Source organism: Rhodococcus sp. BL-253-APC-6A1W, assembly GCF_012843405.1.
Taxonomy (GTDB): domain Bacteria; phylum Actinomycetota; class Actinomycetes; order Mycobacteriales; family Mycobacteriaceae; genus Rhodococcus.
Window position 1 is genome coordinate 44,346 of the sequence record NZ_JABAFB010000004.1, and the last position, 17,640, is coordinate 61,985.

The window sequence follows — 17,640 nt, forward strand, 5'->3', positions numbered from 1 at the left end:
GGACAGGGACAGCAGGATGGGAGTTGCGGGTATCGGGTTCGACCTCGTGTCGGTTCCGGAGTTCGCCGAGCAGTTGAGCCGTTCGGGCACGACGATGCTGGGGAACTTCACGCCGGGGGAGCGCCGTGACGCGAATACCCGCAGCTCCGATCCGGCGCGGCATTTCGCGGCCCGGTGGGCCGCGAAGGAAGCGGTGATCAAGGCGTGGTCGGCCGCACTGTTCGGCCGCCCGCCGGTGCTGCCGGAGACCATCCACCAGCAGATCGAGGTGGTCTCCGATGCGTGGGGACGCCCGAGCATCCGGCTGCACGGCAAGGTTGCGGAGCAGTTGACGGGGATGTGCATCCACGTGTCGTTGACTCACGACGGCGACATGGCCGGTGCGTTCGTGGTGCTCGATGCCGCTGACGGCCACGGGTAGGAGCGGCCGGTCAGCTCAGGGAGGAGGGCGTGGGCTCCGCGCGGTGCGCACCCGCAGGTTCGGTCTCCTTGGACCGTTCGGACTCCTCGCGCCGTTTGCGCTTCTTCGCCTGGGTTCGCGAATCACGCTCGGCCACTTGGAGATACGCGACCATGATGCGCTTGAGTTCGGCCACCGCCTCGGCGTGGGTCTGGTCGTCCTGCACGGAGAAGTTCAGCATCGAGTAGACGACGTGGACGAGCACCTCGGCCATGAGCTTGCGACGAGGGCGAGGCGTGTCGGGAGTCAGGGGCGCGAGCATCCGCGCGACCTGCTCGGCGAATTCCCTCTCGTGGATCGCGCCGGTGGCCCGGGTCGACGGAGTGGACTGCATCGCGAGCCAGACCTCGCGCCGGGAGGGATCGGTCGCCCACAATCCGGCCATGTGATCGACGAAGCTGTTGAGAAACCGCAACCAGTCGACCGAGGGGATCTCGCCGTTGAACTTGGCGAGTTCTTCCTGGACGCCGACGAGATCCTGGCGGTTGAGTTCACACACGATCACGTACTTGTTGGCGAAGAACTGGTACAGCGTGCCGATCGGTACGTCGGCGCGTGCTGCGACTTCTTCGCAGGTGAACGACTCGAACCCCACCTCGGTGAGCAGCTCCCGGGACGCGGCGAGCAACGCGTCGAACTTACGCCGGCTCCGTTCCTGAGTGGGCCGCCGACGGGGCACAAGCTCTTGTGGCTCCGTCTGGACCTCGAGCGCCGGGTCGATCCGGCGCGGGGCGCGGCGGCTGTTCGATGCTGACTCCACCCGCCCAGGCTAGCCGTACCCTTCACGAATACCGAGCACTTGCTGTGTACGCGAGTGGCAATAACCCGGCTTGTGCTGAGTTCCGGGCGCGGAACACGGAAGGGCGACATCGTCGCGGCGTGCGCACGTGGCGGTACCGGACCCGGTCCTAAGATGTGAGGAGACCACCTCGGGTCGACGCGGAGGTTGTCGTCCCGGCCGCAGGAGGAGATTCGATGACCGACGCAGAGACCGTGCAGCGGATACGTGACCGGGTGCGGGATTCCATGGGCACCGCGCGAAGCGAACTCGAAACGCTGGTCGCGTTCCGATCCGTGGCCGACCCGCGCCAATACCCGGTCGAAGAATGCGTCGCGGCGGCCCGGTGGGTGTGCGACGCGTTCGCAGCGGCCGGCATCGAACAGGTCGATCTCGTCGAGACGGTGGACGGATCACATGCCGTGATCGGTCACACCCCGGCTCCGCCCGGAGCACCGACCGTCCTGCTCTACAGCCATTACGACATCCAGCCTCCCGGCGACGAATCCAAATGGGAAAGCCCGCCTTTCGTGCTCACCGAACGCGACGGCCGCTGGTACGGCCGGGGCGCGGCGGACTGCAAGGGCAACATCGTGATGCACCTGCTCGCCCTGCGTGCGTTGCTCGCGGACGGCGCGCTGCCCGTCGGCGTGCGAGTGGTCGTCGAAGGTTCGGAGGAGATGGGCGGAGAGGGCCTCGAGCACCTCGTGGCCGCGCGACCCGACCTGTTCACCGCGGATCTCATCGTCGTCGGGGACTGCGGCAATGCCGAAGTAGGGCAGCCCACTCTGACCACCACCCTGCGCGGCACGGCGAACGTCGTCGTTCACCTCGAAACCCTCGCCGGCCCCGTCCACTCCGGTATGTACGGCGGAGGCGCCCCGGACGCGCTCGCCGCGCTGGTCCGACTGCTCGGGACACTGCGTGACGACGACGGAAACACCGTCGTGGACGGCCTCGACGCCACCGCGACCTGGGACGGTGTGCCGTACCCCGAAGAGCGGTTCCGGTCGGATGCCGGAGTGCTCGCGGGAGTGTCGCTCCCGACCTCCGCCACCGTGGCCGACGCGGTGTGGGCGCGACCCGCGCTCACCGTTCTCGGAATCGACGCCCCGCCGGTCGTGGGGTCCGCGGCGGCGATCGTGCCGCGCGCGTCTGCGCGCCTGAATCTCCGCGTGCCGCCGGGGGTCGATGCGCTGACAGCGCAGGACGCGCTCGTCGCACACCTCGAAGCACATGTTCCGTGGGGCGCACACCTGCGCATCGAGCGGGAAGTCGTCGGTGAACCGTTCCGCGCGGCTGCCGACGGCCCCGGCTATGCGGCGTTGCGTGCCGCCCTCGAGACCGCGTACGGCCGCGACGTCGGCTCGGCCGGGCAGGGCGGATCGATCCCGCTGTGCACCGCGCTGCAGCGTGCGGTACCGGGCGCCGAGATCGCCCTGCTCGGTGTGGAGGAGCCGCGCTGCGTGATCCACGCTCCCAACGAGAGTGTCGATCCGTCGGAAATCGAGAATCTTGCCGTCGCCGAAGCTCTGGTGATGCGCTCGCTCGGGTCCGGTTAGACCGACAGGTCGCGTCGCAGCTTCGCGACGTGCCCGGTCGCGCGCACGTTGTACTGGGCAACCTCGATCTTGCCGTCCGCATCGACCACGAACGTCGACCGGATCACCCCGGTGACGGTCTTGCCGTACATCTTCTTCTCACCGAACGCTCCCCACGCGGTGAGCGTCGACTTGTCCGGATCGGACAGCAACGGGAACGTGAGGCCCTCGTTGTCGCGGAACTTGGCGAGCTTGGCCGGCTTGTCGGGGGAGATGCCGATCACGTCGAGTCCCGCGTCACCGAGTTCGGCGAGGCTGTCCCGGAAGTCACACGCCTGCTTCGTGCAGCCCGGCGTGCTCGCGGCCGGGTAGAAGTAGACGATCACCTTGCGTCCGCGATAGTCGGACAACGAGACTTCGTTGCCGTCGGCGTCCGGGAGTGTGAAGTCGGGAGCGGGGTCGCCGGGCGAGAGTCTGTTGTTTTCGGTCATGTCCGCGACAGTAGTAGACCGATCGTCCACTACCGTGGTCGCAGCACACTGCAGCGACCTTCTGGAGGATCACGTGGGTAGGGACACCGAGGACATCGAGCGGGAGATCGAAAAGGCCCGGAACCAGCTCGCGGGCACGCTGGACGAACTGAGCGTTCGCGCCAACCCGAAGAATCTGGTGGCGAGCACGAAGCAAACGCTCGTCGCGAAGCTCAACCAGCCGGCGGTGAAGAAGTACGCGTTGGTGGCGGCGGGCACCGTGGTGGGTCTGCTGGTGCTGCGCAAGATCCTGCGCTGACACACCCGACCCGAACACTGTGCCCGCGCCGATGGCGCGGGCACAGTGCGTTTGGGGAACATCACAGTTCCGGTCGCGCAAACGAAAGATCCCCTCCCGGCGTTGCCGGAAGGGGATCTTTGTGGTGCGCCATCAGGGACTCGAACCCCGAACCCGCTGATTAAGAGTCAGCTGCTCTGCCAATTGAGCTAATGGCGCTTGGCTGGTGTCTCCGGGCTGTTGTCCCGGCGACGAAAAGAAGATTACACACCTTCGACTACCGCACCAAATCGGCTGGTCACAGCGATTTCCGCGGCGAAGGCATGTAACGAACGCGCAGCGGAGACCGATTGTCATCGGAACGTTATCGACAGGGGGGGAGTCGGTCGTCGAGACGGACGACCGACTGGCATCATCTGAACAGGACGTATGACGTGCAATTTCGGTGCCTTGTGGGGAGGGGCGGAATCGGAGAATGGCAGTGAAGGCTGGAAGTGTGACGCATCCTCGGCGGCGCAGTGCCGGGGCGGTGCTCGGGATGTTGCTCGTCGGGCTCATGGCGTTCGTCACCGCATGCTCGGGCGGATCGGGTTCCGGCGCGGACGAGGTGCCGATCGATTCCAATCCTCTTGCGGCACTGATCAAGCCCACTGTCTCGTCCAGCGTCACCGACGGGGACATCGGGTTCTCCCCGATCGACCCCGTGACGGTGTCGCTGATCAACGGAAAACTCGACTTCGTGACGCTGCTCACTCCCGCGGGGGAACCCGTCGCGGGTGAACTCGCCCCGGACGGCCTGTCGTGGGTCAACACCGAACCGCTCGGGTACAACCGGGAGTACACCCTCGAAACCGTCGCCTACGGTCTGGGCGGGTCGGCAACGACCGTCGCGTCCTTCACCACGTCGGCGCCGGGCAATCTGACCCAGCCGTATGTGATGCCCGGCGACGGGGCGGTCGTCGGTATCGGGCAGCCCGTGGCCGTCCAGTTCGACGAGAACATTCCGGACCGGCGCGCGGCCGAGGAAGCGATCACCGTGGTGACCGACCCGCCGGTCGAGGGCGCCTTCTACTGGCTCAGCAACCGGGAGGTGCGCTGGCGTCCCGAGCAGTACTGGACACCCGGCACGACCGTCACGGTGGACGTGGACGTCTACGGCAAGGATCTCGGCGACGGCTTGTTCGGCCAGGACGACGTCCACTCCTCGTTCACGATCGGTGACGCGGTGGTCATCACCGCCGACGACAACACCAAGCAGGTCACCGTCAACCGCAACGGTGCCGACGTGATGACGATGGCCACGTCTTTCGGCAAGGACGACGCCCCCACCCCGAACGGGGTGTACGTCATCGGCGACCGCTTCGAGCACCTGATCATGGATTCCTCGACCTACGGGGTTCCGACGGATGCGCCCGAGGGGTACCGCACGCCCGTGGACTGGGCGACCCGCATGTCCTACAGCGGCATCTTCTTCCACTCGGCGCCGTGGTCGCTCGGTGACCAGGGCGTGCGCAACGTGAGCCACGGCTGTCTCAATCTGAGTCCCGCGAATGCCAAGTGGATCTTCGACAACACCAAGCGCGGCGACATCGTCATCGTGCGGAACACCGTCGGCGGAACCCTGGAGGGCACCGAGGGCCTCGGCGACTGGAACATCCCGTGGTCGACGTGGAAGGCCGGCAACGCCGATACCTGATCCGTCGTCCCGATCTCGAGGAGGCGTCCATGATGCAAGTCCGGGATCGGGAATCGTGGTGGATCACTTCGGTGATCGCGACGGTGCTGGTGGCGTCCGTGGTGGCGCCGCCGGCGGGTGCCGAGCCGGCGGGTTCTCCGCCGCCGGGAGAGATCGTGTCGGTGCAGCCACTCCCGCCCGAGCTGTCCCTCCCGGGTGCGCCGATCGCGGAAAAGCTCGAATACCGCACCGAGTGGCGCTCCGGTGAGGCCACGATCGCCACCGGCGCGCTGTTCCTGCCCGAAAGAACAGCGCCGGAGGGCGGATTCCCTGTGGTCGCCTGGGCGCACGGCACCGTCGGTATAGCCGACGACTGCGCATTCACCACCGATACGCCTCGGCCGGCACGCGAGAAGTCGTACCTCCGGCACTGGCTCGACCAGGGATACGCCGTGGTGGCCGCCGACTATCCGGGGCTGGGCTCGGAAGGCCTGCACCGCTACCTCGACGGCCCGAGTGCCGCGAACAGCATCGTGGACAGCGTCCGCGCCGCACGGGCCACCGGCGCCCCGCTCTCCGAGCGGTGGGTAGTGGTCGGTCATTCGCAGGGTGGCCACGCCGCAGTCCACACCGCGCACATCGCGACGCGGCGCGCCCCCGAACTGGACTTCCGGGGCACGGTCGCGACCGGAGTGCCCGCCAACCTCGAGAACCTGTTCATCCTGGGCGTGCCGGGCTTCCCGGATCCCGGCCTCTCGGGACTGACGGCATTCAGCGGCTATCTGTTCGCCGGCCTCCGCGACGCCTATCCGCAGGTCGACGTGGACGGCTACCTCACCCCGGCCGGGCGCGAGGTGCTGGACCGAGCGGAGGTTCTCTGCATCAGCGAGCTCAACGCGTCCGTGCGGGATACCGGAATTGGCGACTTGCCCGCACGTCCGCTGTCGCAGGGCGACCTCCCCGCCGCTCTGGCCGAGTACCTCGCCGTCCCCACCACCGGCTACGACCGTCCCCTGTTCTTCGGTCACGGTGTGGACGACAGGGTGGTGCCGTTGCCGTTGTCTGCAAAGCTCGCCGCCGACATGTCCGCCGGGGGTGCCGACGTCGACTACCGCGTATACGACGCCGATCACCTCACGGTCATCGAGCTCTCGGCACTCGACTCCACGCCGTTCGTCGCGCGCGTACTCGCAGATCGATAACGACCGGAAAACGAAGAATTGCGTCCCGCGGCCGGGGCATCACGGCAACGGAAAAGGCCCCCGACCGGGATCGCCGGTCGGGGGCTTCTATCGGGTGAGTGACGGGACTCGAACCCGCGACAGCCAGGATCACAACCTGGTGCTCTACCAACTGAACTACACTCACCATCGCATTCGCATGTGGCCGGGGCCGCTTGCGCCTGCGGTAGAGATACTAGCGTGACTTTGCCGGAAATAACGAATCGGCAGGTCAGGCCGGTCCGAGGTCCTCCACGACCGCGGCGATGTCCTCGGGGGACGGTCCGGGTGCGGGAACGAAGGCGGTACGCCGGTAGTAGCGGAGTTCGCGGATCGACTCCTTGATGTCGGCCAGTGCCCGGTGCGACAACCCCTTCTCCGGCTGCCCGAAGTAGATACGCGGGTACCAGCGGCGGCACAGCTCCTTGATCGAACTCACGTCGACCATCCGGTAATGGAGGTAGCTGTCGAGTTCGGGCATGTCGCGGGTGATGAACCCCCGGTCGGTGCCGATCGAGTTACCTGCGAGCGGCGCCGTGCCCGCTTCCCCGACGTGTTCGCGGATGTAGTCGAGCACCAGCTTCTCGGCTTCCGCGAGCCCGACCGTCGAGCGGCGCACTTCCTCGGTGAGCCCCGAGCGGGCGTGCATCTGCTGCACGACCTCCGGCATCGCCGCGAGTGCTTCGTCGTCGGCATGGATGACGATGTCCACACCTTCGCCGAGCACGTTGAGTTCGCTATCGGTCACCAGTGCCGCGATCTCGATCAGCTTGTCGCTGTCGAGCCGCAGTCCGGTCATCTCACAATCGATCCATACGAGTTTGTCCTGCACGAGATACAGCGTAGTCAGGCGTCGGACAAGTTAAGGTCGGCAGTGGCATTGCAGTGGTCACACGCGCGCCGTAAGGAGCATCCCTATGCCGGACGACACCGAGCTCCCCGACCACCACGACGACGAGTCCACGCCGGCGGGCGCGGCCGCACGGATCGCCGCCGGGTACGCGGCGACAGGTCCCGCGCTCGAACTCGGCGCCGTCGTACTCGACGGCGTGGCCGACCCGACGGCGAAGGTGCGCATCCCTCTGGCCACGATGAACCGGCACGGGCTCGTGGCGGGCGCCACCGGAACGGGCAAGACCGCAACGCTGCAGTTGATCGCCGAGCAGCTGTCGTCCGCCGGGGTGCCCGTGGTGATGGCCGATGTCAAAGGCGATCTGTCCGGTCTCACCGGAGAAGGCGTGATCGAGGAGAAGGTCGTCGCGCGCGCGATCGACACCGGCGACGAGTCGTGGGAGCCGCGTGGATATCCGGTGCAGTTCTATTCGCTCGGCACCGAGGGGGCGGGCATCCCGGTCCGTGCGACCGTCACGTCGTTCGGACCGATCCTGCTGAGCAAGGTGCTCGAACTCAACGCGACCCAGGAGTCCACACTCGGCCTGATCTTCCACTGGGCCGACCAGCGGGGGCTGGCGTTGCTGGACCTGAAGGACTTGAGCGAGGTCATCAGGCACTTGACGAGCGACGAGGGAAAGGCCGATCTCAAGAGCATCGGCGGGGTGTCCGGAGCCACAGCCGGGGTGATCCTGCGCGCGCTCGTCAATCTCGAGCACGCCGGGGGCGACACCTTCTTCGGTGAGCCGGAATTCGAGACCGAGGATCTGCTCCGGTTCGTCGACGGCCAGGGCGTCATCAGCCTGTTCGAACTCGGCGATCGAGCGACACAGCCGGCGTTGTTCTCCACATTTCTGATGTGGCTGCTCGCGGACCTGTTCCAGGCTCTGCCGGAGGTCGGGGACCTCGAGAAGCCGAAGTTGGTGTTCGTGTTCGACGAGGCGCATCTGCTGTTCACCGACGCGTCCAAGGCGTTCCTGCGTCAGGTCGAGCAGACCGTCAAGCTGATCCGCTCGAAGGGCGTGGGGATCATCTTCTGCACCCAGTTGCCCTCGGATGTGCCCCGGCCGGTGTTGTCTCAGCTCGGGGCTCGTATTCAGCACGCAGTGCGTGCGTTCACCCCGGAGGATCGCGATGCGCTGGACAAGATCGTTCGCACCTATCCGGCGACGGACGCGTACGACCTCGGCGAGGCACTGACCGCGCTCGGAACCGGGGAAGCGGTTGTGACGGTGCTGTCGGAGACCGGCGCGCCCACACCTGTGGCATGGACGCTGATCCGGCCGCCTCGCTCCCGGATGGGGTCGGTGGGGGAGAACGCGATCCTTGCGGCCGCCCAGTCCAGCCCGCTCTACGGGAAGTACGGCCGCACCGTCGACCGTGAATCGGCGTACGAGAAGCTGTCCGCGTCGGTGGCCGGCGCCCCGGATGTCGATCCGGAGTTCGAGGCCTCGCCGCTGCCCGCGGGTGCCGACGAGGTCCTGCCGGAGTCTGCACGCGACGACGAGCCGTCGACTATCGAACAGGCGCTCGGGAGTCCGGCGGTCAAGAGCTTCCTGCGGTCGGCGGCGTCCGCGGCGGGCCGGGAGATCGGCCGCAGCATTTTCGGAACCGGACGCCGCCGCAGGCGTTAGTCCGACCCGAGTTTGCGGTAGAAGGCACCGGCGATCGGTGCGGAGACCGACCGGGGGGCGAACTGTCCCGCCGCCGACATCGCCTTGCTGATCACACCGGGCACGATGCGCATCCGGTTGGCAGCGAGGGCGTCGAGCGACACCTTGGCGGTGTGGGCGCTCGAGATCCACAGGAAGTCGGGCACGAGTTTGTCGACGATCGACGCCTCGGCAGGGTCGGGTTCCTCGGTGCGCACCGGTCCGGGAGCGAGAAGCGTGATGTGGACGCCGGTGCCTTTGAGCTCGCCGCGCAGCGACTCGGAGAACGTGTTGACGAAGGCCTTGGTCGCGGCGTAGGTCGCGTTGTGGGGGATGGGCATGTTGCCGGCGGCAGACCCGACCATGAGGATCGCACCGGACTTGCGCTCGACCATCTGCGGCAGCACCGCGAGGGTGAGATCGTGCACCGCGACGGCGTTGAGTTCGACCTGGGCGCGTTCGTATGCCGGGTCGAGTTCGGCGACCGCACCGAAGGTGGCGATTCCCGCGTTGTTGCAGAGGATGCTGATGCGGCGTCCGGCGAGTTCGTCGACGAGGACTGCGCGCGCGTCGCGGTCGGACAGGTCGCAGGCACGTACCTCCACGGCGACGCCGTGTTCGGTGCGCAGCGTGGCGGCGAGGGATTCCATGACCTCGCCTCGTCGTGCGACGAGAATCAGGGAGTGCCCACGTGCGGCGAGTTCGGTGGCGAGGGCTTCGCCGATACCGGAAGAAGCTCCGGTGACGACGGCGCGGGCATCGGGATGGGGATTCGGCAGAGTCACGGTGGGTCAGCCTAGCGGGATCGGGCCGGGACGGGTCCGCGGTGTCGGCCGGGTGCGACTCGCGACGCCGGTGCGGGGACGATCGGTCCCGAGCGGCTTAGGCTGCGCACCATGAGCGCACACACGCACGCTCCGGCCGGGGCCGGGGGTGCCGCGACGGGCAGACAGGTCTTCGCGTGGGGTCTGTGGGACTGGGGATCGTCCGCGTTCCACGCGGTGATCCTCACCTTCGTCTTCTCGGTCTATCTCACCGATGCGGTGGGCGACGACCTGCCCGGCACCGTCTCGGCGACCTCGTGGCTCGGGTGGGCACTGGGTATCTCGGGTGCGATCATCGCGGTCACCGCACCGATCTTCGGACAGAGGTTCGACGCGGCGGGACGCCGGAAACGTTCGCTCGCGATATTGACTGCGCTCACGGTCGCGGCGATGGCGGGCATGTACTTCGTGCGCGACGACTACCGCTATCTCTGGCTCGGTCTTGTCCTGCTCGGTGCCGCATCCGTGGCCGCCGAGCTTGCGCAGGTTCCGTACAACGCGATGCTTCGGCAGGTCTCCACCGAGGACAATCTCGGACGGGTCTCCGGATTCGGTTGGACCATGGGCTATTTCGGCGGGATCGTGCTGTTGCTGGTGTGCTATGCCGGTTTCATCTCGGGCGACGGAGACGTACGCGGTCTGTTCGGGGTCTCCACCGACGGCGGTGCCAACATCCGCCTCGTGGCGCTGCTGGCAGCGGTGTGGTTCGCAGTCTTCGCGCTGCCTGTGCTGTGGTCGATACCGGAAAAACCGGTCGAGCGCGGCGACGAGACACGTCGGGTCGGCATCGTCGAGTCCTATCGCGTGCTCTGGCGCGATCTGCGTGAGCTGTGGCAGGTCGACCGCCGCACCATCTGGTATCTCGGCGCGTCCGCGCTGTTCCGGGACGGTTTGGCGGGTGTGTTCACCTTCGGTGCGGTGCTGGCCGTCAACGTGTACGGGATCAGCGCGGCGGACGTGTTGCTCTTCGGCGTCGCGGCCAATGTCGTCTCGGCCCTCGGTGCCCTCGCCGCCGGGCGCGTCGACGACCGGTTGGGCCCCAAAACCGTCATCGTCGGTTCGCTGATCGCGATGATCGCCGCGGGAACGGTGCTGCTGGTGGTCTCCGGTCCGACGATGTTCTGGATCTTCGGACTGGTGCTGTGCCTGTTCGTCGGCCCCGCCCAGTCGTCGGCCCGCACCTTCCTCGTCAGGCTCACGCCGCACGGGCGGGAGGGGCAGATGTTCGGCCTCTACGCGACGACCGGTCGTGCGGTGTCGTTCCTCGCGCCGACGCTCTTCGGATTCTTCGCATGGTGGTTCGCCACCGACCGCGCAGGCATCGTCGGTCTGCTGCTCGTGCTCGCGATCGGTCTCGCGGCGCTTCTCGCGGTCCGCGCGCCCGACGCGCACGCCCGTCCGTGAGCTCGTGTCCGTCGTTCGGCGGATCTACACCGTAGGGCCGGACGAGTCGGCCGGATCCAGCATCGGCACGAGAAATCGGCGAGCGATTCGCGCCAGTTGGGCATCGTCGTCGAGATCGACCAGGCGGCTGGGATAGGTGAGGAAGGATGCGGAGATCCGCACCATCATCTCGGCGACCAGATCCGTATCCAGCGCGTGCGAAATGTTGCCGGCCTGTTGTTCACGGCGAAGCTGGCCCGCGACGAAAGCCCGTACGGTTGCCAGCATTTCTTCCCCGTTGCCCACCACGGAACCGGCGAGCAACGTGGGTTCCGCCTCGAGGAGACCGCCGATGAGCGGGTTGGTGCGGACGGCGTGGAGTGAACTGACGAAGCCGGCGACGACGCGATCGGCTGCGGTGTCGGCACGTGCGATGTCGTCGAGGAACCGCGTGAAATAGCGGCGGATTTCGCGAAGGACCACTTGATCGACCAGGGCGTCCTTCGACTCGAACTTCCGGTACACCGTGATCCGCGACAATTGCGCGCGCCGCGCGATGTCTTCCATCGAGGAGCGCTGGATACCGAGGCGGCAGAACTGCTCGTATGCGGCGTCGAGGAGTCGCGTGCGGGTGCGGTCCTCGTCGCCGGGCTGTTCGACGGCGTCGTGATATGCGCGATCGAGCAGCGACTCCACGTTCGTGCTGCGGACGAGCGGGGCTTGTTCCACGGTGTCCTCCTGGGATCCCGAGTCTACTGCGGTGCCTGTCGGAAAACCCCCGCCCGGGAAGGGCGATTGTGGTCTGATGTTACAGGGACACAAAATATGTCTCATTGCATCATCTGCTGGCCGGGGAAGGTACCGATGGAGAATCTGAGTAGACGCAGAATGCTCGAACTGAGCGGCGCACTCGGCGCACTGGGAGCGTTCTCGCTTGCCGCTCCCGCCCACGCGCAGCCGTGGAGATGGTCTCCCGCCGGGTCGATTCCCGGCGCGGGGAGCGGTGCCGATCCGAGGACGGTATGGGACACGGAGGCCGATCCGCTGGTGGCCTCGCTGCTGGACCGCGGGGATGTGCCGAGAGTCAACGAACTCCTCCGGACCTGGACCAAGAACGGTCAGCCGCTCCCCGACGGCCTGCCGGGGGACCTGAGAGAGTTCATGGAGCAGGCGCGGCAGTTGCCTGCCTGGGCGGATCCGGGCAAGCTCGAGACAGCCGTGCGTTTCAACGAGAAGCGCGGGTTGTATCTCGGCGTCCTCTACGGCTTCGCCAGCGGCATGATGAGCACGGTCATACCCAAGGAAGCGCTCGCTGTCTACTACTCCCAGGGCGGCGCGAACATGAAGCGCCGCATCTCGAAAACGGCAAAGCTGGGCTACGACATCGGAACTCGCAACGCCTACCTGCCCGACGGCGAAATGGCAGTGACCGCCGTGAAGACCAGGCTGGTTCATGCTGCGGTTCGTCATCTCCTGCCGCAGTCTCCGCACTGGGAGCACGCCGCTCCGGAGAACATCCCGATCAGCCAGCACGACATGATGGTGACCTGGCACAGCCTGCCCACCACGGTCATGCGCACCTTGAAGGCATGGAAGGTGCCCGTTGCGGCTGCCGAAGCCGACGGTTTCCTGCACTCGTGGCAGATCAGTGCCCACATGCTCGGCATCGAGGACCAGTACATACCCGCCACGTGGGACCAGGCCGAATCCCAGGCCGTGGAGGTGCTGGATCCGATCCTCGCTCCCACGCCGGAGGGCATCAAGCTCGCCGACATCCTGCTCGATCTCGGTGCGGGACTCGACTTCACGCTGCTGACCCGGCCGATCCTGGGTGCCCTGACTCGTTTCATGCTCGGAAACGAGATCGCCGACTGGTTGAACATTCCCCGCGAGCCGGTGTGGGGCACCCTCCTCGACGTCGCGTGGGGACCGTTCGTCGCCGTCCGCGAGGGACTGCTCCCGCTTCCGCTCGCTCCCGAGGCGTACTGGACGTTCGACGAGTTGCTCCGTCAGTTCGTGCTGCTCTACATGTCCGAGTTGCGGCCCATCAGCATCGAGATACCGGAGTTCAACAATCCGAACTACCGCTGACAGAATCTCGCCGGTGAGCGGTCAGCCGCCTGCCGCGGTTCCGGCCCGGCGCCGGATGGCGTCGGCGGCGGCGGCGGGTGCTTCTTCCGGAATCCAGTGCGAGACGTCCGGAAGTACGACGAATTCGTAATCGGCATCGACGAATTCGTGGCACCGCTCCGCCGCGGCGGAACCGATCGCCGAGTCCCCGGTGCTCCAGACGTAGGTTGTCGGCACCTGTACCGGCGGGGTCGACTCCCACTCGCGCGACATGGCGCGATACCAGTTCAGTGCCGCGGTGAGCGCGCCCGGACGGGACAGCGTCCGGACGTAATGGTCCACCGAGTCGCGGTCGACGCTCGGATCGAACATCGCCCGCAGCCTACGGGCGTCGTCCTCGAGCAACACGGATTCGGCCTTGTCCTCCATGCGCAGCAGCTGGATGTACGACGAGCGGGCGCGCTGGTCGTCGTCCTCCCGCAGTGCCCAGCCGTACGCAGCGAGATGCGGCACCGAGAACCCGGTGAGCGTGGAGACGCGGTCGCGGTGGTGCGCGGCGGTGTGCCATGCGACCGCGGCGCCCCAGTCGTGTCCCACGAGGTGAGCCTGGTCGATCTCGAAATCGTCGAGCAGTCCTATCACGTCTCCGGCGAGGGCGGAGATCCCGTAATGCCCCACGCCCTCGGGTCGTGCACCGGGAGAGTAACCGCGCTGATCGGGTGCGATCACCCGGTATCCGTCGCGTACGAGCAGGCGGGCGACGGCCGTCCAACTCCGTGCAGTCTCGGGAAAACCGTGCAGCAGCACCACCGGAGGGCCGCCGGGCGGTCCCGCAACCCGGACATCGAAGGTCAGATCACCCAGTGTCGTTTCGGCGTTTCCGCTCATGACCTCCACGGTACGGAGATCGGGTCAGTTGTGTGTCGGCTTCCAGGCGGCCATGCCGAGCAGGATCAGCCGCATCTGTTTTTCCGCGCGGGTGATCACTTCTGCTTCCTCGGGGCTACCGGGGCGTGGCACCGACAGCAGTTCCAGCACGACGTCGAGCATCGCGGTGACCAGCAGGTCGGCCACCATCTCGAGGTCGTCGAACGGCCACTGTTCGAGCCCGGGTGTGCGGGCGAGGTCTGCGGCCAGTTCGCCGGCGAGCAAACGCAGTTCGGTCGTGATGGCGCGCGCGACTTCCGGTTGGCCTCCGTGACGTTCACGCGCGAGGAAGCGGAAGGCGGGCTCGTGTACCCGCACTTCACGCACCAGGATGCGGAGTGACTCGCGGGCGGTGGCGGGACCGGGGGAGCGTCGCGCGTCGCGCAGCAGGCGTCGCAACACGCGCATCGTATCGGCGGCGAGGGTGACGCCGAGCTCTTCCATGGAGGCGAAGTGGCGGTAGAACGCGGTCGGCACGATTCCGGCGTGCCGTGCGACCTCGCGCAGGCTGACGCCGGCAAGGCCCCGGTCCGAGGACAGCTCGAGCGCCGCGTCGAGAAGTGCCTGACGGGTGCGTTCCTTGCGCTGTGCTCGGGTCGTGGAGGACGGGGCGGGTGCTGCGGACACGGTTCGAGTGTAGGCAGATCGGTGGTCGGCACGGGCAGCGGGTGTAATCGGGGTCACAAACAGGTTGACACGGGGGAGCTACCGCCTGTCACACTTACTTGAGTGCACGGATGTGCACTCAGAATCCGATGTCGTTCGGAAGGCAGGCACCAATGATTGCGCGCCACCTCCCCCCTGTAGACCATGCGCGGACCTTCGCTCGAAAAGTGCTCGTCAGCGCCCTGGGGACCCTCTCGAGTCCGCATCATCCCGATCGGTACCTCGAGCTTGTCGATCCTCTGCTCGCCACTTCCGTCACCCGTGCTCGGATTACACACGTGGACCGAAATGCCTCAGGATCGGTGACGTTCACCGTGAGCCCGGCACGTCCCGTGCGGTTCGAACCGGGAAGCCACGTTCCGCTGTCGATCACGGTCGACGGCGTGCGGCACACCCGGACCTACTCACCTGCGTACGCCCCCGGTGCAGTACGTGACGGCAGCGGGCCGATCGTGTTCACGGTGGGCTTGCACCCGGACGGGATCGTCTCCCGCCACCTCTACGAACACGCGCAACCCGGACTCGTCGTCGAACTCGGTGAACCGGCGGGCGATTTCGTGCTCCCCACACCGCGATCCGAGCGACTCATCCTCATCGGCGGTGGATCGGGGATCACCCCGGTGCTGTCGATGCTCGAGGGACTCGCCGCCGAAGGGCACACCGGTGCCGTCACGTTTCTGTACTACGCCCGGACTCCGGCGCATGTCCCGCGGCGGGAGGCACTCGATGCCCTTGCGGCGCTCCCCAACGTCGAGGTCGTTGTCGTGTACACCCGGTCCGGTGACGGCGCTCTGCAGGGGCGTTTCGACGCCGCCCACCTCCAGGCTGTCGCACCCTGGTTCGCCGGTACTCCGGTATACGTGTGCGGGCCGGCGGGCCTGGTGTCCCGCGTTCGGGACGTCTACGCCCGAGACGGCGCCGAGAACCTCGTCCACGTCGAGGAATTCACACCGCCGACCTACACGGTCGACCCGGACGACGCCACCGGCACGGTGTCGTTCGCCTCGTCGGGGGTCGTCGCCGACAACACCGGCGTCACGGTTCTCGAGCACGCCGAGAACGCGGGTCTGACACCCGAGCACGGTTGCCGGATGGGAATCTGCCACTCGTGCACGGCTGTCCGGCTCTCAGGCTGCACCCGCGACGTGCGGACCGGTGAACTCGATTCGGAGCCCGGAACGCGAATCCAGATCTGCATCAACGCCCCGGTCGGCGACGTCGCCGTCGATCTCTGACGCTCGACTCCACAGCATCCAGACCGATACCACTGGAGGACACCATGTTCGGACTGTCCCTGCCCTCGATTCCCTTCCTGCCGTTCCTCTCGGGATCCTCCGCGCCCGCGGATCCCGAACCGCTGGTGCTCACCCGGGAACACATCGACGAACTGGGCCGCGAGCTCGACGCGTTGCGCGAGGAGACCGTGGCATCGCTCGGCGACGAGGATCGTGAATACATCTATCGCATCATCAAGGCGCAGCGCGGATTCGAGGTCACCGGCCGCGGCCTGATGTACCTCGGCTTCTTCCCGCCCGCGTGGGTTGCGGGGGTCGCGGCACTGAGCGTGTCGAAGATCCTCGACAACATGGAGATCGGGCACAACGTGATGCACGGCCAGTACGACTGGATGAGGGAGCCGTCGCTGAACTCGCGCACCTTCGAGTGGGACACCGTGTGCCCCTCGGACCAGTGGCGGCATTCGCACAACTACATGCACCACACGTTCACCAACATCGTCGGCAAGGACCGTGACATCGGGTACGGGATCCTGCGGATGGACCCCAACCAGAAATGGCACCCGTACTACCTCGGCAACCCCGTCTATGCGGCGGCACTGATGCTGCTGTTCGAGTGGGGAGTGATGATGCACGACGCCGAGGCGGAGAACATCGTCGCCGGCACCCGGTCGTGGCGAGACGTCCTTCCGCTCGCGCAGGGCTGGTGGCGCAAGGCGCGTCGTCAGGTCGTCAAGGACTACGTGGCGTTCCCGCTGCTCACCGGCCCGCTGTTCGTGCCCACTCTGGTCGGCAACGCGACCGCGAATGTGGTCCGCAACGTGTGGGCGTATTCGATCATCTTCTGCGGCCACTTCCCGTCGGGCGTGCAGTCGTTCAGCGAGGACGAAACGGCCGAGGAGACGCGGGGCGAGTGGTATGTCCGGCAGCTGCTCGGGAGCGCGAACATCTCCGGATCGCCGCTGTTCCACATCATGTCGGGCAACCTGTCGCACCAGATCGAGCACCATTTGTTCCCCGACCTGCCGGCGCACCGATACCCGGAACTCGCGCCGCGTGTCCGGGAGCTGTGTGAACAGTACGGATTGCCGTACAACAGCCGCGGCCTCACCGCCCAGGTGGCATCCGTGTGGAAGAAGATCTTCACGTTCGCACTGCCGCCGAACTGGGTGTCGCAGACCCCCGACATCTCGGTGCTTCTCGAGCGTTCGCCCCGCGAGCAGGCCGACGACGCTGCGGGTACCCTCGCACGGGAGAACGTCTGAGGGGGAGTGCCATGGTCGGGAAGTTCGAACGCAACAAGGACACCATCCAGGAGATGACCGAATCGGCGGCGACGCGAGTCGGCGCTATCGCGGGGATCATCACCGGAGCAGTCCGTGACGTCACCCGCGAGGTCGGCGGGTGGATCACCGATGGCATCGAGATGCGTGAAGCTGCCCGCAAGGCGCGTAGCGACGAGGAGCGCGGGGCTGCCGAGGGCGGCCCGACGGTCTCCACGACGGAGTAGCGCGCCGCGCACGCTGCCGGAAATCACGCAGCACAGTAGT

At 66.9% G+C, this 17,640-nt stretch carries 18 protein-coding genes and 2 tRNA genes; 11 read left to right on the top strand and 9 right to left on the bottom strand.

From position 1 onward, the window contains the following. The first annotated feature begins 16 nt into the window (after positions 1 to 16). Positions 17 to 421, top strand: a complete 405-nt coding sequence (locus tag HF877_RS06825) for a holo-ACP synthase (protein WP_169620435.1) — start codon at positions 17 to 19, stop codon at positions 419 to 421. Between the two features lie 10 nt (positions 422 to 431). Here HF877_RS06825 and HF877_RS06830 read toward each other — a convergent pair whose 3' ends face one another. Next, entirely contained in the window at positions 432 to 1,220 is a 789-nt protein-coding gene (locus HF877_RS06830) for a TetR family transcriptional regulator (RefSeq protein WP_169620436.1), read from the bottom strand. A gap of 215 nt (positions 1,221 to 1,435) precedes the next feature. Here HF877_RS06830 and HF877_RS06835 point away from each other — a divergent pair, with 215 nt between their 5' ends. Continuing rightward, a complete protein-coding gene (locus tag HF877_RS06835) occupies positions 1,436 to 2,800 on the top strand; it encodes a dipeptidase (RefSeq protein WP_169620437.1) in 1,365 nt (454 codons plus the stop codon). Here the strand turns inward: HF877_RS06835 and bcp are convergent. Next, positions 2,797 to 3,270 carry a thioredoxin-dependent thiol peroxidase gene (gene bcp, locus HF877_RS06840; protein ID WP_169620438.1) on the bottom strand — a complete coding sequence of 158 codons (474 nt, stop codon included), beginning with the start codon at positions 3,268 to 3,270 and terminating at the stop codon, positions 2,797 to 2,799. The genes HF877_RS06835 and bcp overlap by 4 nt on opposite strands. A 73-nt stretch (positions 3,271 to 3,343) precedes the next feature. Between bcp and HF877_RS06845 the strand changes: the two genes are divergently transcribed. After that, positions 3,344 to 3,568, top strand: coding sequence for a DUF3618 domain-containing protein (locus HF877_RS06845; protein WP_169620439.1), 225 nt, complete (start codon positions 3,344 to 3,346; stop codon positions 3,566 to 3,568). A gap of 122 nt (positions 3,569 to 3,690) precedes the next feature. Here the strand turns inward: HF877_RS06845 and HF877_RS06850 are convergent. Next, positions 3,691 to 3,766 (bottom strand) — tRNA-Lys (locus tag HF877_RS06850). A gap of 337 nt (positions 3,767 to 4,103) precedes the next feature. On the opposite strand from HF877_RS06850, the gene HF877_RS06855 reads away from it, so the two are divergent. Both HF877_RS06855 and HF877_RS06860 read left to right on the top strand, forming a co-directional pair. After that, entirely contained in the window at positions 4,104 to 5,243 is a 1,140-nt protein-coding gene (locus HF877_RS06855) for an Ig-like domain-containing protein (protein ID WP_240952143.1), read from the top strand. After that, entirely contained in the window at positions 5,207 to 6,424 is a 1,218-nt protein-coding gene (locus tag HF877_RS06860; RefSeq protein ID WP_346765084.1) for a lipase family protein, read from the top strand. The genes HF877_RS06855 and HF877_RS06860 overlap by 37 nt, the downstream gene beginning before the upstream one ends. A gap of 93 nt (positions 6,425 to 6,517) precedes the next feature. Here the strand turns inward: HF877_RS06860 and HF877_RS06865 are convergent. Both HF877_RS06865 and orn read right to left on the bottom strand, forming a co-directional pair. Next, positions 6,518 to 6,590 (bottom strand) — tRNA-His (locus HF877_RS06865). An 84-nt stretch (positions 6,591 to 6,674) separates the two neighbouring features. Next, the gene (gene orn, locus HF877_RS06870) at positions 6,675 to 7,274 is read right to left on the bottom strand and encodes an oligoribonuclease (protein WP_169620440.1); all 600 of its coding nucleotides are present in this window, start codon (positions 7,272 to 7,274) and stop codon (positions 6,675 to 6,677) included. A gap of 85 nt (positions 7,275 to 7,359) precedes the next feature. Between orn and HF877_RS06875 the strand changes: the two genes are divergently transcribed. Further along, positions 7,360 to 8,967, top strand: a complete 1,608-nt coding sequence (locus tag HF877_RS06875; RefSeq protein WP_169620441.1) for a helicase HerA-like domain-containing protein — start codon at positions 7,360 to 7,362, stop codon at positions 8,965 to 8,967. Here the strand turns inward: HF877_RS06875 and cmrA are convergent. Then, a complete protein-coding gene (gene cmrA, locus HF877_RS06880; RefSeq protein ID WP_169620442.1) occupies positions 8,964 to 9,770 on the bottom strand; it encodes a mycolate reductase in 807 nt (268 codons plus the stop codon). The genes HF877_RS06875 and cmrA overlap by 4 nt on opposite strands. A 111-nt stretch (positions 9,771 to 9,881) precedes the next feature. Here cmrA and HF877_RS06885 point away from each other — a divergent pair, with 111 nt between their 5' ends. Further along, complete coding sequence (locus HF877_RS06885) at positions 9,882 to 11,213, top strand: MFS transporter (protein WP_169620443.1); 1,332 nt, start codon at positions 9,882 to 9,884, stop codon at positions 11,211 to 11,213. A gap of 24 nt (positions 11,214 to 11,237) precedes the next feature. Here the strand turns inward: HF877_RS06885 and HF877_RS06890 are convergent, their stop codons facing one another. Further along, on the bottom strand, positions 11,238 to 11,921 hold the full coding sequence (locus tag HF877_RS06890; protein ID WP_296551111.1) for a TetR/AcrR family transcriptional regulator: 684 nt from the start codon (positions 11,919 to 11,921) through the stop codon (positions 11,238 to 11,240). Positions 11,922 to 12,056: 135 nt separating this feature from the next. On the opposite strand from HF877_RS06890, the gene HF877_RS06895 reads away from it, so the two are divergent. Next, complete coding sequence (locus HF877_RS06895; RefSeq protein ID WP_169620445.1) at positions 12,057 to 13,283, top strand: oxygenase MpaB family protein; 1,227 nt, start codon at positions 12,057 to 12,059, stop codon at positions 13,281 to 13,283. Between the two features lie 21 nt (positions 13,284 to 13,304). On the opposite strand, the gene HF877_RS06900 is transcribed toward HF877_RS06895, so the two are convergent. Both HF877_RS06900 and HF877_RS06905 read right to left on the bottom strand, forming a co-directional pair. After that, the gene (locus HF877_RS06900) at positions 13,305 to 14,150 is read right to left on the bottom strand and encodes an alpha/beta hydrolase (protein ID WP_169620446.1); all 846 of its coding nucleotides are present in this window, start codon (positions 14,148 to 14,150) and stop codon (positions 13,305 to 13,307) included. A gap of 24 nt (positions 14,151 to 14,174) precedes the next feature. Then, positions 14,175 to 14,816: a TetR family transcriptional regulator gene (locus tag HF877_RS06905; RefSeq protein WP_169620447.1), complete on the bottom strand. Its 642-nt coding sequence runs from the start codon at positions 14,814 to 14,816 to the stop codon at positions 14,175 to 14,177. A 152-nt stretch (positions 14,817 to 14,968) separates the two neighbouring features. Here HF877_RS06905 and HF877_RS06910 point away from each other — a divergent pair, with 152 nt between their 5' ends. The 3 genes from HF877_RS06910 to HF877_RS06920 are packed head-to-tail and all read left to right on the top strand — an operon-like array spanning position 14,969 to position 17,600. Then, positions 14,969 to 16,090, top strand: coding sequence for a ferredoxin reductase (locus HF877_RS06910; RefSeq protein ID WP_169620448.1), 1,122 nt, complete (start codon positions 14,969 to 14,971; stop codon positions 16,088 to 16,090). A 44-nt stretch (positions 16,091 to 16,134) separates the two neighbouring features. Further along, complete coding sequence (locus HF877_RS06915) at positions 16,135 to 17,355, top strand: acyl-CoA desaturase (RefSeq protein ID WP_169620449.1); 1,221 nt, start codon at positions 16,135 to 16,137, stop codon at positions 17,353 to 17,355. An 11-nt stretch (positions 17,356 to 17,366) separates the two neighbouring features. Next, positions 17,367 to 17,600, top strand: a complete 234-nt coding sequence (locus tag HF877_RS06920; RefSeq protein WP_169620450.1) for a hypothetical protein — start codon at positions 17,367 to 17,369, stop codon at positions 17,598 to 17,600. Positions 17,601 to 17,640: the final 40 nt, after the last annotated feature.